This is a genomic window from Prevotella micans F0438 (genome assembly GCF_000243035.1).
GTDB classification, from domain to species: domain Bacteria; phylum Bacteroidota; class Bacteroidia; order Bacteroidales; family Bacteroidaceae; genus Prevotella; species Prevotella micans.
This window is the reverse complement of the sequence record NZ_JH594522.1, coordinates 771909-791128: the sequence shown is the minus strand read 5'-3', so window position 1 is coordinate 791128 and position 19220 is coordinate 771909. Positions and strand designations below refer to the sequence as shown.

The window sequence follows — 19220 nt, the reverse complement described above, 5'->3', positions numbered from 1 at the left end:
GTTCTCCTACCATCTCCGATAAAAGTCTCGTAATTATGGCTTTTATCGGAGAGCGGTCTCACACTAAAATTACATCCAGTTTTATCTATCTTTTATTCCGTATCGACTCTCCGTTGAGCAACGTTTCGCTCTCCTATTGAGCAGTCGTTACTATCCCCAGTGGGAAGGCTCTTGGGTTCCCACTGGGAAAGGTATTGTCTTCCTATTGGGAAAGGTGTCGGATTCCCACTGGGAAAGGTGTCGGATTCCTATTGGGAAAGATGTTGCCTTCCTATTGAGTAAGGCTGCGCTCCTCCCTTGGAATAGAAAAGAACCTTTCAGATAGTTTCCAATTCTATTTAGGCTCGATAGATTCTTTTTGTCATATAAGCCCCCAATTGGAGATTTATGAGCATAAAAAAAGCGTCGAACCTCGGAGGGTTCGACACTTTAAAAGTATGATTATAATTACAATGAAGATAATCCTTAATTGTACGGAGAAGGTTTATTGACCTTCTTCCATCTTCTTTTTGAGGTCGGCAAGCACGTCGAGATCACCCAACGAAGTACCTGCTGCAACGTTGTTCACCTGTGCCTCCTGCTGCTTGCGTGAGCTATTGGCATGACGACGGCGCGGCTGCTCTTCTTTCACCTCTTCGAACGTACGAGAATGAGAAAGAATTATACGCTTAGTGTCTTTCACGAATTCGATGACAACGAAAGGCAGAACCTCACCGAGTTGAGCCTGCGTACCGTCTTCCTTGACGAGATGCTTCGGTGTTGCGAAACCTTCGCCGCCCTCGTTAAGAGTGATAACAGCACCTTTGTCCATCGATTCAGTGATTTTGCCTTCGTGAATCGAACCGGGCGTGTATAGGGTTTCGTAAGTATCCCAAGGATTGTCTTCGAGCTGCTTGTGGCCGAGGCTGAGACGTCTGTTTTCCTTGTCGATTTCGAGAACCACTACGTCAATCTGTGCTCCCTGTGAGGTGAACTCTGATGGGTGTTTAACCTTCTTGGTCCATGAGAGGTCGCTCACGTGTATTAATCCGTCGACTCCTTCTTCGAGTTCCACGAAGATACCAAAGTTGGTGAAGTTACGAACTGTTGCCGTGTGCTTGGAGCCGATGGGATATTTCACTTCGATAACTTCCCATGGGTCTTCACGAAGTTGTTTTATGCCGAGCGACATTTTGCGCTCTTCGCGATCGAGAGTTAGGATAACTGCCTCAACTTCGTCGCCCACTTTCATGAATTCCTGTGCCGAACGGAGGTGTTGACTCCAGCTCATCTCAGAAACGTGAATGAGTCCTTCAACTCCAGGCTGAACTTCTACGAATGCGCCGTAATCGGCCATGACAACAACTTTTCCTTTGATGTGGTCGCCCACTTTGAGGTTTGCGTCGAGTGCATCCCATGGGTGTGGAATAAGTTGTTTAAGTCCTAGGGCTATGCGTTTCTTTTCTTCATCGAAGTCTAGGATAACGACGTTTATCTTATCATCGAGTGCAACAACTTCATGCGGGTCGCTCACACGTCCCCATGATAGATCGGTTATGTGTATGAGGCCGTCTACGCCACCAAGGTCGACAAATACGCCATAGGAAGTAATGTTCTTGACAGTTCCTTCGAGGATTTGTCCTTTCTCGAGGTGCGAGATAATTTCTTTGCGTTGTGCTTCGAGTTCTGCTTCAATTAGTGCCTTGTGCGAAACAACGACGTTGCGGAATTCTTGGTTGATTTTAACAACTTTGAATTCCATTGTTTTGCCTACGAATACGTCATAGTCGCGTATTGGGTGGACGTCAATCTGACTGCCTGGGAGGAAAGCTTCAATGCCAAACACGTCTACAATCATGCCGCCTTTTGTACGACTCTTGATGTATCCTTGGATAACTTCGTCGTTCTCCATTGCTTTGTTGATGTTTTCCCAGCTCTTTTGCAGGCGGGCCTTCCTGTGGGAGAGCATGAGCTGCCCCCGTTTGTCTTCCTGGTTTTCTACATAGACCTGGACTTTGTCTCCAACTTTCAGCTCAGGATTGTAGCGGAATTCAGATGCAGGTATAACTCCATCGCTTTTGTAACCGATATTTACGACTACTTCTTTCTTGTCGATTGAGCTTACGATTCCTTCTACTACCTGTGCCTCTTGGATTTTGTTGAGTGTTTCATCGTAGGCCTTCACCAGTTCTTCTTTACTGACTTCGACATTAGTCCCATTTTCGAACTCGTCCCAGTTGAAGTCGGCTAAAGGTTGTACGTTCTTGACGTCTTCTAAATTTGCCATAAGTGTTTAAAATGAATTGAATTAATACAGTTAGACTTTATATATGAATTCTCTCTGTTGGATTGCAGCTTAGGCTGCTGAATCCGAGGCGCAAAGATAATAATATAAACTGCGAATCAGCGACTTCGCTTTCCTTTTTTCCTTTTGCCTCGTCGGAGTCCGAAGAGATCCCAAACAGTATGGAAGTCTTTTTTGAGGATTAACCCGACTCCCTGTGTCGTTAATGAGTTTCGTGTGAAATAGCGGTCGTTAGTGTGGTTATAGAACCGTAGCGAAAGGCTTCCACTTGGGAAGAGCAGGTAACGAATGTCGAAATCGCCAATGAAGGAAGAGTTATTTGTAGCTACATTGTCACGATAACCAAATTCGCCATTGAAAAGCAGACGATTGTTGAGCAAACTGCCCGAAAGAAGTCCCTCGTATTCGGCATTACTGAATCCCTCATTTCCGGTTGCAATGTTTGCTCCGAAGTTCCAGTTACTGTTTTTTACGACATTCGAGAGTACGGTATTTATTTGCTGCGAGAGCGTTCCGGAGAGTAAACTTTGCATAGCTAGCGACGTTTGCCTCATAGCTGCACCCTCCTGGGCTGCGTTGTTTGTTTCCTGAGGATAGAATCGGCCAACGGCCAGCAGATAGAGCACTTGCTGATTCATATCTTGTTCTGAATTAAGAATGGAGTGTACCATCTGTTGTGCGTCGGCTGAAAGATTAGGTAAGTCGAGACCAAAGGTCACGGTAGGTTGTTCGGGTGTTCCTTCGATATTCATCTGGCAATTCACACGAGTATTGTTTGAGGTGAAAGAATTACCGATATGTAAATCGCTCAGTGGAACCGAATTGAGTGTGTAGAGTCCTTTCAGATTCAGATTCGCGTTGAGCGGGTCACCTCCAAAGGTGATAGCCGAACCCGGCTGGAATGTGAACTGTTTCTTGATAATGTTTTGAATGGTGAGGTTATAGGCTCCGTGGACGATATTGAAGTTGCCGAACATTTGTAGTGCACCTTTATTATAGTAGGTCGCCCGGATTCCGCCTGAGCCGTTGAGCACAATGTTGTCGCCGTTCACCTCATCCATCAGAACATTCAACGCAAAATCGGGATTAGTATTTATAGTGAAATTGATTCGCAGGTCGCTGCTGAACTTATCATGGAAGTTGTTACGCCTAACTACTTTTTTCAGGGAATCATTTGGAAAGTGTACAGTGAGAGTCGAATCGGGAGTGAGGTCACGCCACTTGATAAAAGAGTTTTCGTCGATAGTATTGTTTTTTGCCGCATTGTAAGTTATGAATGAGTTCTTATTCGGTATTGCTTCCACGTTTATAGTTGTTTCCCCCGACCGACCGACGATGTTGCATCGCCCGGAGGCATAAACCTTTCCCCAGAAGATACTATTTTCATGGCTTCTTTTCGGGAAGTTATAGACGAGAAGGTTGCGCGACTCGATGTTGATGTCGTACGTGAGGGCTCGTAGTTCGCGATGATGCAATCCACCTGTGATGATTCCAATGTGTCCTTCAGCATCAGTCACCGTATCTTTTTCAAAGATTATATTATTCGGAATCATCTTGATTCGGCAATCGTCGAGATGGTATTTCGTTCCAATCGGAGTCATGTGCAGAGTTCCGGAGGCATACATGTCGCCCTCAAGATTGATGTTGCTAAGCGGCCCGACCACCTTACACCATCCGTTGGCAGTGGCATTAATGTTGTCCATGAACGACCCGCAGAAATTCTTAATGAAATAGAGCCGAGTATCGTGGGCGTAGATAGGTAGGTTTATGTAACTGTTTTTGATATCGACATATCCTTTAATGTCGGTGTATGAATCAGCTCCCGCATCAGCTTTAGCGTCAATATTAAGTTTTCCGTCTCGGTGATTATAGTCCACTTCGGCGTGCAGAAGCCCCATGTCGCCATGCTCGAAAGTAAAATCTTTCACGTCGAGCGCACCTCTCATCTGCGGATGTGTGAAAATAGACTTCAACGATATGCTTCCCGATGCCACACCACCGAATGCAACGCTACGGAAATTCAGCAGATCGAGAACATAGGGCACGTTTATTTCTTTGAGGTGGATTGTTAGCGAGTCGTGCGGATTGCCTGTAGTTTGTCCGTTGATAATAATGTGCTGATTCCTATTCGATACCTCGAAATGGTCTATGTCGAGTGTACCCTTAACATAAGTAAACTCCGACGGCTGCAAATTCAGGCGAATTGTATCAATACTAATTTCCGACGGATTGAAATGCATATGTACGCCTAGTATGTTCTGTGATCTGAATAGTGTTGCACGCGAGTCGATATTACCATGCATTGGAGTTTTACCCGGCGTTACGAAATCAATCTTCGAGTCGATTGTTCCATTATGAACCTTCCCGTTGAGTTTCAATGAAAGTGGTCTGTTGACGGCATCCATTCGTTGGGTAGAGGCCTGCACCAACATATCGCCCGCAATACCCAACATTGTAATATTCGTATTAGTAAACGTTTGCTCACTGTATACAACTCGAGGCGCGTCTATGTATATATTAAAGGAATTGGTGCGCTCATCTATTTTCCCATTCAACGATAAAGCCGATGGTAAATCGAGATTCAATCCTAGCAGCGGTTTCAGCCAATCGCTCTTCTCCAGCTTGGCATATATATAAAAGGTATTATACTTCGATAGTATCGGCATTTTCCATGGCTCTTTAAATAGCATGGGGAAGTAGGTACGAGCTATTCTAACGACGCTTCTCTCTAAAGTTGTGTAGTCGTATTGCCCGTTAAGATTCACCTCTCCAAAATCGGTGCGAACGTTGAGCATCTTTCTTAACATACTGTTGTCGACCTTCAATTTCAAACTGTTCAGGGCGAATTGCTCGTTCTTTCCGGTCATCGAGAAATTCTCAAGCGAAAGCGAACCCATGATATTATCGAGCGACGACCCGCGTCCTTCAATCGAAGCCGAAAAACTGAACGACTTGTCGTTCACAGCCTTAGTAACATTTAGACGCTCGGGATTGAAGCTCTTAGCATCGATTTTCACAGTCGCAATTATATGCCGTCTCTTTTCGATGAAACCTCGGATATTTTCTATCCGGCCTCTTACCGACAGTGTGCCACCGGCATCGTTTATGGATGCCATGCCGTTGAAAGTGTCGTTGGAATAATCTCCATCCACGGCGATGTTCTTATAGGAGTAGCCATTGAAATCGAACGATGCGACTGTACCTTTCGCCCAAACCGACGATAGATTTCTAGCCAGCCGAACATTCATCCGTGCCGTAAGCATTCCTAAGCGCGAATCATTGAGCACCCCACCCACGTTGAATTCTTGCGTGTTCAAAGCCAGCTGTATTGTCTTTCCTGATTTCAGATTGAACTTCGCTCCGCCCAGGTCAGACTTTAGTGTGCCGCCAAGCGAGACTGATTCTTTATCGCCTGCTGAATATCCCGCAAAGTGCACATAGCCCAACCGAATAATCTCTTTCGGAATGGGTATTTTCCAATCTCTTGCAAACAGTTCGCAGGTATTTCGGCCAACATGCAGCGACGCAACTCTAATATTCCACTTCATATTCCCGAAAGGATTAACAATCTGCCCATCCAACCGCATCGACAAGAATGGTTTCGACGACCTAAGATTCAGCTTTCGAATTTTAATCCATCTTTTTCCGCCCTCAATATCTCCGCTGAAGTACACCGCACCACTATATCGCCCCAGTCTACGGTCGAGAAACGCCATATCTACCGGCGACAGCTTTGAAGAGGCTATGCTCGCATACAGGTTCATTGCGTCGAGGTCGATTCCTTTCTCAATCGTTCTGTATGTTGCCTCCACACGCGGAATGGAAATCCGGCTCTGCCCGAGTTCGAGCTCGAAATCGTTTATTCTGGCGCGATACTTATCGGCCAGTAAAGAGAATCGGAGATTCTTGACTGCCAGTCCGGAGTTTTCCTCGAAAGCCAGCGATCTAACCGTTGCTTTCGCCTCCTTGTCCGTGAGACTTTCCAGAACGAAATGTCCTGAAATTCCTTTCAGGTCGATATGGTTGGCAGATATTACGTCATGCTTTACGGGAGCGGCATTATCATCGTATTTCACCGCACCGTGCCTAACTATTATACTCTGAATTTTCAGATTCAACCCAGAGTCTGCTCCTCCGGAAGAGAGTGAATCGATCACAAACTGAAAGTTAGGCTTGCTTTGAGCGTTGTTTTTATAGAGGTTGGCTTTGAGTCCAAAGAGCTGAATCGACGAGATGGAGACATTCTCACCTCCCAATATTTCAATGATGTTCAGACGCGTTGCGAGTCGGGTAATCTGCAACATTTTTTTCTGCTGCTGGTCGTATACCAGAATATCATCCAACGTCACGCGGTTCAGCATCCCGAGGTTAACTCTTCCTACTTCCACGGTCGTTCCGAATTTTCTGGCGAGTATGCCTTCCAATCCGTCGCCGATGAGTCGCTGAACCGCCGGAATATGGAGTAGTACTGCCACTATTAAATATGAGCTAATGAGTACCCATATTGTCTTACTTATAATGTTTTTGATAATCCTCAAAGCACGGACAAAACTACGAAAAATTACCACATTCTTTTATAAATGCATTTATGCACACGATACAGCTGTACGAGAGTTTGGTTTAAGAAAAGAGCTCCCGTCCGGGTGTTAGTCCGCATGTAGGTACAGGCCCTGTGTTCTGTACCTACATCCCAATTCGGTCTACCGACTGCATAATATATACCGTCCTGTCGGGTGGGCAGACAGACACGGGGGGCATACATGCGGGCTTATGACCACATTGGCATTGTTTCCCATGTCTATCGTCCATCATCTCTTTCGAGGTTATATATTGCTAATCCTCTCTCACGGATAGTCCCTACATACTTAGCCTCTCGCCCAACCCATGCTGATTTGGCCGAGAGGTTAACGTACTCTGCGCTGTCCGAGATACACAATGATTTCTTGTAGAATCTTCGAACCACATAGCTTCATAATAAGAAGATAAAGCACAGCCGAAAGAATGATGCGCGCTATGAGGAGAAGAATAAGGTTATTGATGAAACCGGTTGAAAAATAAATCGCGCACATTATGCCAACCGAGATGATAAAGTAGGGAACAATATCTTTTACCGCTTCGCGCAGCTTCAAACCGATGAGGCGCGAAGCAAGAATCTGCCACACAAAGAGCCATAGAATGGTAATGGCGGTGTAAACGCTCACCATGAAGATTATGCCTCGACTATGAACAAGAATAACACAAAGGATCTGAATAGCGATGAGTCCGATGGTGCACCACATGTAGAGCGAGGACCGACCGTGACTTATGATGAGGTTTTGATACATGGTGTAGAACGGCAAAAAAGCACCGCTAATACATAGAATACGAAGCAAAGGAATGCTTTCAACCCAGGTATCGGAAATGAGCAGGATTATAAATTCGTGGGCTACCATTGCCAAGCCGAACATCGCAGGAAAGGCCAGGAAGGCGGTGAAACGAAGCATCTTTCTAAACACGGCTCTCTGTCGAGTAATGTCGCTATTTACCTCAACCAGTACGGGCTGGGCAACTTGGGCGATGGTTCCCGAAACAAAGTTGCTTGCCATAGTATCCCATTTGAATGCTTGCGAGAAATTACCCACAGCCTTAGCCGAGTAAAGCCTACCAAAAATAAAGGTGAGCAGATTCTGACTTAGGGTGTTGACAATCGTAGTGACTAGAATCTTATAGCTGAATACGAACATTCGCTTCACCGGCGAGAAGTCTATCTTCAACGACGGTCGCCAAGGAATGAGGAAAAATCTCCCAAGACTTATTAGTACAATGTAAATCATCTGTTGCCAAGCCAGACTCCAGTAAGCATAACCGCATAGGGCTAGGGTTATCCCAACAGTGCCGGAGACGAAGAGCGATGAAACACGAAGGATGGTGGTTTCGCGCACCATCATATTCTTGAACAGATAGGCAGTGGGAGCTGTACCGATGGCTGAGAAAAGAAGGGTAGCGAAAACGAATCGAGCAAGCAGAATTAGTTCGTCGTGATGAAAGAAGGCGGCAATGAGCGGGGCACAGAAAAAAAGAATGGCGTAGGAGCACCAACTCACGATTATGCTGAACCAAAACACGGCATTGTAGTCGTTCGAAGTGGGACGTTCGATATTGGCAAGTGCGGTAGTGAATCCGCTTTCTTGCAAGGCCCCTGCCACGGCAGTGAACACAGCAAGCATACCAATGAGTCCATAGTCAGCCGGCGACAGGAGTCGTGCCAGGAATATTCCTACCACAATGTTGAGCAATTGCATTGTTCCGTTGTTCAGGGCTCCCCAGAACAATCCCTTTGCGGTTTTGGCTTTGAGATTTTCTTTCATCTTTCGGTTGGATTAATGAAAGACAGTCAACTGATTCAGGAATCGGTCGACTGTCTTCTTTTATTTCACAACTATTGAATCAGTTGCAAATATGGAAGGATTACACACCAAGGTCTTTCTTGATTTTCTCGATTTTCTGCTCGGCTCGCTTTTCGCACTCAGTATAGTCGACAGGCGAGTTCATTTTGTCCTTAATCTCAAGATAGAACTTAATCTTAGGTTCGGTTCCCGACGGGCGAACACTCACCTTTGTTCCATCTTCGCAGAACCATTGCAGAACATTACTCGTGTCGGGCATTTCGAGCTTATGTTTCGAGCCATCGTCGTGGGTTTCCTCAAGAGTTTGATAGTCTTTCCAAACGCATATTCTGCTTCCGCCAAGCTGTTGGGGCGGATTGATACGGAAGTTTTTCATCATCTGCTGAATTTCTTCGGCGCCGCTCTTGCCGGGTCGCTCAACGTTCACGGTGTGTTCTTTGCTGTAGCCATATTCAATGTAGATTTCCATGAGAATGTTGTAGAGCGTTTTACCGTGGTCTTTGGCATAGGCACACATCTCGGCGAGCAGCGAACAGGCACTCACAGCATCTTTGTCGCGCACAAAATCTTCGGCTAGGAAACCATAGCTTTCTTCGCCTCCGCCTATGTATTTCTGTTTGCCTTCGGAGAGTGCAATCTCGCGAGCAATCCATTTGAATCCGGTGTAACAGTCGCGCATTTCTATATGTTGTTTGCGGGCAATCTCGGCAATAACCTCGGTGGTAACTATAGTTTTTACTATAAAATCGCTGGGCTGCATCTTTCCCACTGCCTGCCGATTAGTAATGATATACCACAAGAAGAGTAAGCAGGTTTGGTTTCCGTTAATGAGCACCCATTCCCCCTTATCGTTTTTGCATGCCATTCCCACACGGTCGGCATCTGGGTCGGAGGCCATCAATATGTCGGCATCAATGGCTTTAGCATCACGAAGAGCTAGCGTCAATGCTTCAGCAAACTCGGGGTTAGGTCGGTCAACGGTGGGAAAGTTTCCATCCTTCACCATCTGCTCCTTAACGCAATGAATATTATTAAATCCCCAAAGGTTGAGTGATTGTGGGATGAGTTTCATACCCGCCCCATGCAGCGGAGTATAGACAATTTTGAGGTCGTGCTGATGAGTGATAACCTCGGGGTCTATGCAGAGAGTTTTAATCTCCTCGAGATAAATCTGATCTATTTCCTTGCCGATTATCTGGATTAGCTCCGGACGGGCTTCGAAGCAGATGTCTTCAACCTTAACTTTGTTCACTTCGTCGATGATACCCGTGTCGTGTGGACTTAGCACCTGTGCACCATCTTCCCAATAAGCCTTGTAGCCATTATATTCACGGGGATTATGGCTAGCTGTCATGTTAACACCAGCCTGTGCCTTGAAATGTCTAATGGCGAATGAACATTCGGGCGTAGGGCGCATGTCTTCAAAGAGATAAACCTTGATTCCATTACCCGAGAAGATGTCAGCAACCGTTTCTGCAAAGAGGCGCGAGTTGTTTCGGCAGTCATAGCAAACAACTACACTTATCTGCTCTTTATCCTTGAAATTCTTCTTCAGATAGTTGGCAAACCCCTGCGTAGCCATACCCACTGTGTAGATATTCATCCGATTCGAGCCGGCGCCCATGATTCCACGCAATCCTCCGGTACCGAACTCGAGGTCTTTGTAGAAGCTCTCAATGAGTTCGTTTTTGTCGGGATTTTCCAACATGTTTTGAACCTTTTTCTTTGTTGTTTCGTCGAAAGCAGGCGACAACCATTCGCGCGCTTTCGCTTCGCACTGGGCGATGAGTTTCTGGTTATTTTCCATAAGTGAAATGTATTTGAATGAGTAAAGTATTTCTATTCTCCGAATCGTTCGATGAATTCGCCTTCGGTGATTATGGGTATTGATAGAGCCTTTGCCTTTTGGTTCTTACTCGATGTACTTTCGGCATCATTGTTGATGAGGAAGTCGGTTGACTTTGAAACACTTCCTGTAACCTTGCCACCCTGGCTTTCGATATAGGCTTTCAGTTCATCACGATTCTTGTAACGCTGCACATCGCCAGTTATAGCAAAGGTTTGTCCTTTGCAACGTTCTCCCTTTAATTCGGACACTGGTTGCGAGACACTGAGCTCGTGCAGCAAATTATCGAGTATCTTGATATTTTCAGCATCCTGCATCCATGTCACGAAACTCGTGCTTTTCTCCGGACCAATACCGGGGATTGACGAAAATATTGCCGGGTCGCTAGCTTGACGAGCATGGATGATTAGCTCCTCAAGTGAATAGGCTGATAACAAACGCATGCAAACTTCTTTACCCACAAGCGGAATATTGAGTGCATAAAGCAGGCGACGAGCCTCAGCGTTTCGTGCTTTCTCTATTGCAGTGAGCAAATTATTCACGCTGCGATCTCCGAAACCATCGATGCTTCGTATTTCGTTAGCGTGGACACTTAGATTGAATATGTTGGCATATTCCAAAACCCACCCAAGGTTTACGAATTTCTGCAACGTTTGTTCAGACAGGCCATCGATACTCATGCCTTCTTTCGACACAAATCTTGCAAACTTCTTAAGTTGCTTTGCCGCACATCGTTTGTTGGTGCAGTGTAGAGTTTCGGTGCTACTAATCTCGCTTCGGATTATTTCTGTTGGCGCACTGCAAACAGGACAAGTAGTAGGTATATGCAGATCGCCCTTGCGACGGATGACTTCGATGACCTTTGGAATAATCTTATTGGCTTTGATGACAGCAATCTGTGTTCCACTGTCACCGATTCCCAAACGTCGGCATTCTGATATGTTGCAAAGACTGGCTCGCTTAACCATTGTGCCTTCCAGCTCAACCGGGCGGAACACGGCAATCGGTGATATTGTCGACACTGCGCACGACCATTCGATTCTCTCGAGTTGGGTTTCAGCACTCTCGTCTTGCCATTTGAAAGCATAACCGGCACGTGTGGCATGATGACCGGTAACCGAACCTGTTGACGCATATTCCGTGTCATCGTAGTTTATAACTAGTCCATCCACCGGGAAAGGGAATCTATTTTCGATCGAGGTTACCCGTTCTGTCCATTGTTCAATTACCTTTTCTATATTGTGGGGCTCCGGATTCGCAATCAGTTCGTGCTCCACGGGATTGAATCCCAGCCGGCGCAAGAACTCCATCCGTTCACCCCACGACCGAATCTCGCTATCGGAATGTACAAGCGTGAAAGGAATCCATTGCAGATGGCGCGTCTTGGCTTCGTTGGCATTCTTGAGCGTAAGTGAACCCGACGCCAGATTACGCGGGTTGGCATATTCCTCATCAGCCTCCATATTAAATTGCTCGAAGTCGGCATAACTAATCACAGCCTCACCGCGGATAACAATATGTCCAGTGTCGCTAACCTCCGACCTTATGCCCTCTATAGCCTTCGCAAGATGGGTTATATTCGTACCGATGTGTCCATCGCCGCGTGTGACAACTTTTGTGAGTCGTCCACTGTCGTATGTCACAACTAGCGTCAGTCCATCCAACTTCCACGACAACCAAATCGGTCTGCCGCTAGCCCATTTAGCCAATTCGATAACGCTCTTGGTCTTGGCTAGCGACAGAGCTGCAAACTCGTGTTCTTCCTTTTGCCCCAAAGTATTGTCGGCTCCAACTCTGTTTGTCGGTGATTCTGGCAAAACAATACCACTTTCGATTTCAAGACGTTTCAATCTATCTAAGTCGGCATTCCATTCGAAATCGGTCATCATTTCGGCGCGCCCATTGTAGTAGGCATCCGATGCCTCGTTGAGTTTCCTCACGAGCAATTGTATTTCTTGGAGTTTTGATGATTGCATGAGCACAAAAGTAATGTGCGTAGGGGATGTTTCTGCATGTATGTTAGTAAATTTGCGCTATTATGAAGATTTTTACAAACTCACAGATTAAAGAGCTCGATAAATTTACGATAGAACATGAACCCATATCATCAATAGACCTTATGGAGAGAGCCGCTAGAACAATAACTCGTGCAATAACCGAAGAATGGAATAACGATACGCCTGTAACAGTGTTTGCCGGACCTGGAAATAACGGGGGCGACGCGCTAGCCGTAGCGCGGATGCTAGCCGAGAAAGGTTACAAAGTAAGCGCATTCCTTTTCAATATTTCAAATGATTTATCGGCCGACTGTGTTGTGAATCGTGACCGACTAAAAGAAAATCAGAATGTGAAAGAGTTCACGGAAGTCACGATAAAGTTCGACCCACCCGAACTCACGGCCGATATGCTGGTTGTTGATGGTTTATTCGGGTCGGGCCTCAACAAGCCTATCGCCGGCGGATTTGCATCGCTCATCAAATATATCAATCAAAGTAATGCACAAGTTGTGAGTATAGATATTCCATCGGGATTGATGGCCGAAGATAACTCATCTAACGTGCGGGCCAATATCATTCAGGCCGACGTGACCCTCAGTTTACATCAGCGTAAACTTGCATTCTTCTTCGCCGACACCCAAGAGTTCCTTGGTCGGGTGAAGGTTCTTGACATAGGTCTGAGTCGAGAATATATCAAGACCACCGATACGGAGTTTTCCATTTTAGACGAATCAACAGTCAGAGCACTAATTCATCAACGCAACGAGTTTGCCCATAAAGGTTCAATGGGTAATGCACTCATCGTTGCCGGAAGCTACGGCATGGCGGGTGCGGCAGTTATGGCAACTCGAGCCTGTTTGCGATCGGGTGTAGGAAAGGCAACGGTGCATATTCCGGAGAAAAACTACACCATTATTCAAACTTCCGTACCCGAGGCGATTGTGCAAATCGATGCTGATGAAGAGAAATTTACTGAGACTGTAGACGCGGAAAAATTCGATTCGCTCGGAATAGGGCCCGGACTCGGAACAGACGAAAACACGGCCATTGCAATTATCTCACAGATTCGCCGCACACGCTGCCCGATTGTTGCCGACGCCGATGCTCTGAACATCCTGAGTACTCATCGGGCCTGGATGCAGCAACTTCCCAAAGGAATCATTCTCACCCCGCACGCGAAGGAAATGGAACGGCTTGCGGGTTCAGCCTCGACCTGCGACTATGAACGGTTGAACAGTGCGCGGAATATGGCACGAAATCTGAATGCATATATCATTCTTAAGGGTAAAAACAGCGCACTTTGTTTGCCTAACGGTAAGGTTATTTTTAATCCCACGGGCAACAGCGGAATGGCTACAGCTGGCAGTGGCGATGTTCTTACGGGAATCCTTACTGCTCTACTGGCTCGTGGATATTCGGAATTGAATGCTTGTATTATTGGAATGTTTATTCACGGAGCAGCAGGTGATATGGCGGCTCGCAAATTTGGAAAGGAAAGTTTAATGGCAGGTGACATTATCGATTATCTTCCAGAGGTCTTCAAACGACTCTACGAATAATCGCCTACATACTTTTAAGATGCAAAAAGAGGATGTGATAATACAGTCACATCCTCTTTTTGCATCTTAAAAGTGAATTCGGTTTAAGAATCTGCTTAAACCCTGGAGAGGAAACAGAACTTTTATATTCGGAGACGATTTCCTTTGCTTTAATACTCAATAGAAGCCAACTCGGCCGCTGGCACTCTACGACGAAAAATACTATTGTATTCCTCGCACTCGAATGCAATTCAAAAAGCCGCAACCCATAGGTGGGTTGCGGCTGTACAGAGAGTTAGGATTTTTCGCGTCCCAATTATTGGAGGCGAAATGAAAACAAAGGGGCTACTTTATTATTGTCGTCTTCTTACCGTTGATGATGTAGACGCCCTTCTGGAGTGACTTCAAACTGCGGGCTTTATCCAGAACGAGCTTGCCATCTAGAGTGTAAACCGTGAAGGATGACTGACCGTCGGCCTGCAAAGCGTCTATCAGACTGGCTACGCTAATCGTAATAGGATCTGATTCTGAACCGTCAAAATAAACTGCCGTGACGCTGTAAGTGTGATTACTTGTTCCGGCGTCGGCCGAGTTATCGATAAACGTGAGCTCGGTGGTGTTAATCTTGAATTCATTGTCGCGATAGATGTTGAAACTACTAGCTCCAGAACTTGCCTCGAAGGTTGCATCATCTATCATGAAGATGAATGCTTGAGCACCTAAAGTGATATGGTGAATGGCGAAATAGCGGGTGCCTTGTGGAACTTTAACGCTGATTTCGGTCCATGTACCAGTGCCTTGTGTGTAAGTATCGCCAATCTTCTGGAAGTCGCTCGTGGCATTGCCAGTCGACGAGGTGAGGATTTCGAACGTTTCAGTTCCGTAATTAGGCCCTTTGTAATTGTTCACCCAGAATCTCACAGTTTGCTCCTTGCCTGAGAGCTCCGGACTGATGATCCAGTTATCGGCATCGACGAAATTCTGACCTTCAACCTGATAGATTGCTACTGCAGCTTTGTCGCCAGAGTGTGGGTCTAGACCTTGGCCGGCCTTAAAGATGTCGGATGGTTTCCAGTTCATGAATGCGAACTCTTCGCCTTGATGATTATACTTTGCTTTCTGAGTTAGATAGCCGGCTTTACCGTGGTCGGCATCTACGGTTGTCCACTTACCGAAGTCGAGTCCCCATGCTTCATATTCCTCAAAGTCGTCATTTACAGTTTCCTGTGTCGAAGCAGGAGCTTTCCACGTTAGTTCAACGTTAGGCTTATGGTTTCCGGTATTCTTCAAATCAGTCGGAGCTGCAACATTTGCCTTTTCAAGGGCGATGGTTGCATTGGCTATGTTATTGTCGACATAAAGGTCGCCTTGTACTATTACTTCGGCTTTAACATTTAGACTTGTTGCCTGATCGAGAGTGGTAGTTCTATAGGTTACAGGAATATCTACGCTCTTGGCATAGCCAATTGCTTGACTGATTGTAGATTCGTGTACAATCTTATTGTTCACGCTAACTCTAACCTTTGCGTTCTCCACTTTATCGAGTCCACGACTAGTTACTTTAAGTTTAAGATTAGCCATCTGACCTTTCTTCAAATTATCCGGCACTGTTAGTTCAATGTCGGCATCTTTCTGCAATGGGTCGGCAATGTTGATGTTATCCACATAGATTGGCGCCTGACTCATATCGCCACTCGATGTTGCTTTTATGCATAAGAGCACATAATCTTCGTTTGCAATCGATGCTGGAAGATTCACAACCACATTATTCCACTCTCCGGGATTCGGCTCGTTGGTGAAATCGTGTGTCCAAACAGCTGGATCAAACGTTCCGTCTTTATGACGAATTAGTATTTCGAGCTTACCAGGAGCTGCAGCCTCGCCTTGATAATCGAAGATTAGTTTTGGATTTGACGCGCCTCTAAAGCTTAACTTTCCAGGAATAATGCTTGAATAGCCTTCTTTCTTTGGATTGAAGATGAGCGAACCTCCATCATCATCAACAGATACTCGTTCGCTGATACTCCATGAAACACTCTGGTCCAATGATTCCAGAGCAACAAATTTACCCTCTACGCCGGCATCCTTGAAGCTGTTGTGATATGGCAGAACATAGGGCTTTCCAACAATGATAGAAGTCACTCCGTATTCGCTGGTTCCGGTTGGTGTCTTGGCATTCATAGCCCACTTAGCATAGGCTTGCTCACCATCGTTTGTATTCAAACCCGTAACGGTGTACTCTGTGGCAGTGCCCGGAATAGTAGCCAATTTATCGCCTATCTCATTTCGAGGACTCACATTGAATATATTGTATTCCAATTTATCTGCAAGCATTATTCCACCGTGACTTCCTGTAACACCTTCCCAGTTGAATTTCACCGACGTGATGTTATCTGTTATCTTGGGATCGGGTTTGGTAGGAACGTCCACGCCAACATAAACTTTCGTATTGTTTCTCATACCATTACCCTTGTCATTGTAGGCAATGACGGTATAAGAGTTATAGCCGGCCACTGCATCGTTATCAATAACTGTTTGAACTGAACCAAGTGCGGGGGCTGTTATATCCTTAACGAGACGGTTACCCGACTTGACTTCAATCTTGCTTATGTTTGCTAATGAGCTTCCGCTGATAGTCTTGTCCGGAGCTTTGAAGGTGATGGTCGACTTCAGAGCGCCAGTTGGATCAGGCGTGGCTTTCAGGTCTGTCACAGCTGCAGGAGCTGCCTTGTCGGCTGCAACTTCAATACCGATATCATCTAAAAAGAGATAATATCTGTCTGGTTCTGAAACAGCATGGAAGCCGATATAATATTCACCGTCGGCGGCAGGGGTGAACTGTTTCTCAAATTCTTCAAATTCTCCCGATGTTATTTCGGTTGTAGGCATCACCTCTTCGGTCATTCCTTCAGCGGTTGTACTGGTTCCGTATTTAACTTCAATGCGTTCGGGATAGAACGAATTTCGGCCACTGGCTTTGAATAATACATTATATGTCTTACCGCCTTTGAGCTTGAATGCCGGAGTGATGAGCCAGTCGTCGCCCGTATTCTTCTTGCTGAATTTATAGAAGAATGACTTACCCTTATCTCTGTCGTTAACCCATTCCCAGGTCGACCAGTCATTGTTATTATCAATAATCTTGTAGAACCTTGATGAACTTTCGTCTTCAAAGTTATCGAAGTATGGCGGTTCAAACACATCACCGAAAATCTTGTAGTTACTCTTTGCCAATCTACTTTTTTGAGTGGTGTTCACAGCACAAATAGCATAAGTGTAACTAGCCAATTTCGCTTGCGGAAGAATTTCGCTGAAGCTGGTCTGTGTAATGTTATTTGCAACCAGCGTTGTGTCGGAGTTCTTTATTCGATAGACATCATACGTAAGATTTCCGATATATCCTCTATTAAGACCTTCCGTTGGAGCAGTCCATGTCAGTTTAGCTTCTCTCGTTGCTTCTTCGATACTGAAGGTTATGTCTTTCACAGGTTTCGGAACATCATAGCCGATATACTTCTTCACTTTCACCTTGGGGCTTTGACCTTTGTCGTTGCTTGCCGTTATCGTGAACACATACATTCCTTCTTTATTTACAGTTGCGGGGGCATTGACTGTAGCTCCCGATGACATCGGTTGGTCTTTAGCAATTTCTTCATCATTCGCCGTTATGGTGTATTTGAGATTACCTGCCAAAGCCGCACCGCCATATGTTTTGCTAGGAGCTTTGAAAGAAACCATGCCCGTTCTACTTTCATTCGTGAAGTTCAAGTTCACATCCGTCACACTTTCGGGTGCATCTTCAACGGCTCTGGGTTTAGGAATGGTCATTCCAAGAATGTTGATATCGTTCAATTGTCCAACCTCCGTGAGATGACCGTCGTTTAGATCGACCGTGTAGAGAGTCGAAACTTGTTCGGAATTCGTAGCTGCCCAATAGAACTCATTGGTCTTCGGGTCGATTTCTCCGCTCTGGAAATAATAGATACCCTTATCGTTAGTAATCCGTATGCCCGTCGAGCCTTTCAGAGTTTCAGTACCTGTGGCACGGTCAATCTGATAGAGATTCCCATCATCTGCAACACCGAAGGCCCGTCCGTCATTGGTCACCCCCAATGCAACATACGTACGCTGTGCAGGTCCGATTGTAGTACGAGTGAGCGTTGTGTAGTCAATTTCGCCCCATTCCATACCCTTAAGGTCTGCAGTATAGAACTCTCCGAAAATCTTATCGTTTGTCGGGTCATAAGCAGTTTCCATGGCAATCAGGTTGTAGCCCTGCACCATCTTGGGTTCAATTGAGAAATCCCAAGTATAGATGTCGAACGCATAATAATAAACCAGAATAATACCTTGGGGTGCAAGCCTTGCATCAAAATAGATACCATGCAAGTTGTCGCCTATAAGAGCGCTTCCGCCATTAAAATAAGATTCACTGTAAGCAAGCAATTCTGTGAAGTTAATGGTCGGCGTAGGATTAAAAGAATAGATTCCCTGCAAGCTGCCGTTAGACAGAAGGTTTCCCCAAATCGTAAGATTCTGGTTGACTTGCAGCGGCGTTACCTTCGGAGTCGATTTCAACACTGTAGTTGGTCGTTTAAATAACGCGCTCCTGTTGTCTATCGCCAATCTACCCTTGAGCAACGGGTATTCTTTCTCGACATCAATTTCCGGCGTAGCGCTTTTCTGACCTGGCAGAAGTCGTTCAGCCGTAAAAGGAATCTGAGTCATCGGTTTAATTTGTGCCGATGCCGGTAAAGCAGTTGCTATTGCAATGATGCTTCCCAATAAGTAGGCCTTTGTTTTCATGTTGTGAAAAGGTTTGGTTTAATAATAAAAGAAATAATTACTAACTGTTATAAAATAACTTTCGCGAATATAGGCGATGTTTCTCATGCCTCCTAATGATTACTTAAAGAATTTTGAAATTATTTCCTCCGGAACACAAGGTTTTTTGTCGGCTAAACACATACTGTCACTAGAAAAACAACTGAAAAACAGTGTATAAGACTTTCTTTCTGCCATTCTAATTCCCTGCGGTATAAAAACGGGCTATCATCTTCGGTCATAGTGGAATCAACACGTAATTAAAGATACCTGTAGACCCCTTTTCTATACATACGGATAATTAATTGCCCCCTTACGAATCTCCGAGCAAGCCAATACATAAAT

The 19220-nt window shown here is 45.5% G+C and carries 7 protein-coding genes; 1 reads left to right on the top strand and 6 read right to left on the bottom strand.

Annotated features, from left to right (window positions below; genetic code table 11):
* Nucleotides 1-484: 484 nt before the first annotated feature.
* From rpsA to ligA, 5 genes are all read right to left on the bottom strand, one after another.
* Nucleotides 485-2266 carry a 30S ribosomal protein S1 gene (rpsA, locus tag HMPREF9140_RS07725; RefSeq protein WP_006953111.1) on the bottom strand — a complete coding sequence of 594 codons (1782 nt, stop codon included), beginning with the start codon at nt 2264-2266 and terminating at the stop codon, nt 485-487.
* A gap of 116 nt (nt 2267-2382) precedes the next feature.
* Nucleotides 2383-6852: a translocation/assembly module TamB domain-containing protein gene (locus HMPREF9140_RS07720; protein ID WP_006953110.1), complete on the bottom strand. Its 4470-nt coding sequence runs from the start codon at nt 6850-6852 to the stop codon at nt 2383-2385.
* Between the two features lie 336 nt (nt 6853-7188).
* Nucleotides 7189-8631: a lipopolysaccharide biosynthesis protein gene (locus tag HMPREF9140_RS07715; protein WP_006953109.1), complete on the bottom strand. Its 1443-nt coding sequence runs from the start codon at nt 8629-8631 to the stop codon at nt 7189-7191.
* A gap of 100 nt (nt 8632-8731) precedes the next feature.
* On the bottom strand, nt 8732-10477 hold the full coding sequence (locus HMPREF9140_RS07710) for a phospho-sugar mutase (RefSeq protein WP_006953108.1): 1746 nt from the start codon (nt 10475-10477) through the stop codon (nt 8732-8734).
* 32 nt (nt 10478-10509) lie between these two features.
* A complete protein-coding gene (gene ligA, locus HMPREF9140_RS07705; protein ID WP_006953107.1) occupies nt 10510-12492 on the bottom strand; it encodes an NAD-dependent DNA ligase LigA in 1983 nt (660 codons plus the stop codon).
* Nucleotides 12493-12554: 62 nt separating this feature from the next.
* On the opposite strand from ligA, the gene HMPREF9140_RS07700 reads away from it, so the two are divergent.
* Nucleotides 12555-14072: a bifunctional ADP-dependent NAD(P)H-hydrate dehydratase/NAD(P)H-hydrate epimerase gene (locus HMPREF9140_RS07700; protein ID WP_006953106.1), complete on the top strand. Its 1518-nt coding sequence runs from the start codon at nt 12555-12557 to the stop codon at nt 14070-14072.
* 324 nt (nt 14073-14396) lie between these two features.
* On the opposite strand, the gene HMPREF9140_RS07695 is transcribed toward HMPREF9140_RS07700, so the two are convergent.
* Nucleotides 14397-18857 carry a choice-of-anchor J domain-containing protein gene (locus HMPREF9140_RS07695; RefSeq protein ID WP_006953105.1) on the bottom strand — a complete coding sequence of 1487 codons (4461 nt, stop codon included), beginning with the start codon at nt 18855-18857 and terminating at the stop codon, nt 14397-14399.
* Between the last annotated feature and the right edge of the window lie 363 nt (nt 18858-19220).

Coding starts and splice junctions, on each gene's coding strand:
- rpsA (WP_006953111.1), bottom strand. CDS start 2,266: ATGGCAAATTTAGAAGACGTCAAGAACGTACAACCTTTAGCCGACTTC.
- HMPREF9140_RS07715 (WP_006953109.1), bottom strand. CDS start 8,631: ATGAAAGAAAATCTCAAAGCCAAAACCGCAAAGGGATTGTTCTGGGGA.
- HMPREF9140_RS07710 (WP_006953108.1), bottom strand. CDS start 10,477: ATGGAAAATAACCAGAAACTCATCGCCCAGTGCGAAGCGAAAGCGCGC.
- ligA (WP_006953107.1), bottom strand. CDS start 12,492: ATGCAATCATCAAAACTCCAAGAAATACAATTGCTCGTGAGGAAACTC.
- HMPREF9140_RS07700 (WP_006953106.1), top strand. CDS start 12,555: ATGAAGATTTTTACAAACTCACAGATTAAAGAGCTCGATAAATTTACG.
- HMPREF9140_RS07695 (WP_006953105.1), bottom strand. CDS start 18,857: ATGAAAACAAAGGCCTACTTATTGGGAAGCATCATTGCAATAGCAACT.